Raw genomic sequence first — 1,004 nt, 5'->3', positions numbered from 1 at the left:
TGTAAGACAGGCCGTCGTCCGAAACCTCCCAACTTTCCGCCAGGCCGGGGATGACCTGCGTGGTGCCGCGATCGAACTGGGCCAGCCGGTTATAGATCGGCGTTGAACTGGCGGTGAAGGTCGTGCCGGCGGTCGATAGGGCCGGGCTGAAATTCTCCGGGCTGCCTTCGGAACAAAAGATCAGCGTTTGGGCGCCCGCGGTCGCGGCAAGGGATGTGCTGGCGGCGATCGCAATCGCCGACGCGCCAAGTAGATTTTTCATTTGGGTACTCCCTGTTTCATGATCCCGCCATAAGGGGAGGCGGACAACCCGGCACGCGCGTTGCTTGTGGTGCCGGTTGCTATTGCGGCGATTATGACCCTACAAGGAGTAGTGTCAATCTCAGTGGATTGGGGTCATCGGATTGGACCGGCGGCGCGCCGGTTGGCGGGACGGCAGTTGGGCGTTGGGCTGCCAGTCAGCCGGGGCATTCGGTTTGAGCCCTCAGTTGAACGGCCTCGCGAAGTTCGGCGTTTATAACCCCATCGACAGGACCGGAATAGTAGCCCCGCTGACCGAGAAAGCGTTGCTGCGATTCAAGGCTTGCTTGCGTTCTCAACTCGTACGATCTCAGCCAGTCGGCCGCCGCCCGCTGCTGGTCGCCAAGGACGCAATGGACCCGACCCCGATTGTAGAACGCTCTGAAGTTCCCAAGATCCGCCTCTATCGCAGCGTTCAAATCAGCCATTGCTTGCGCGTAATCCTCCAGGAAGAAATTGGCGAGTCCGCGATCGGCGTAAGCGTCGGCATTGCCCGGATCAATCGCCAGCGCCTGGTCGAAATCCTGAAGTGCGCGACCGAACTGACCTAGCTGCCCGTAAGCAGTGCCTCGGTTGCGATAGGTCGAGGCCCTGGGTTCATCGGAGAGTTCGATTGCCTGCGTGTAGTCTTCGATCGCCCGTTCGTGGTCGCCGCTGAACGCGAAGGCCGCGCCACGGTGATCATACGCCGCTGCGATTTCGGT

At 61.0% G+C, this 1,004-nt stretch carries 1 protein-coding gene and 1 pseudogene; both read right to left on the bottom strand.

Translation table 11 applies throughout. The features are described from left to right. A pseudogene (locus F6J90_RS43340) lies at positions 1-262 on the bottom strand (hypothetical protein); the annotation flags it as partial. A 196-nt stretch (positions 263-458) separates the two neighbouring features. After that, positions 459-1,004 (bottom strand): tetratricopeptide repeat protein (locus F6J90_RS43335; RefSeq protein WP_293109138.1); only part of this gene is annotated, 546 nt, incomplete at its 5' end.

The organism is Moorena sp. SIOASIH, from assembly GCF_010671925.1.
GTDB lineage: Bacteria > Cyanobacteriota > Cyanobacteriia > Cyanobacteriales > Coleofasciculaceae > Moorena.
Note: the sequence above shows the minus strand (reverse complement) of the source record. Positions and strands in the feature narration are given on the sequence as shown.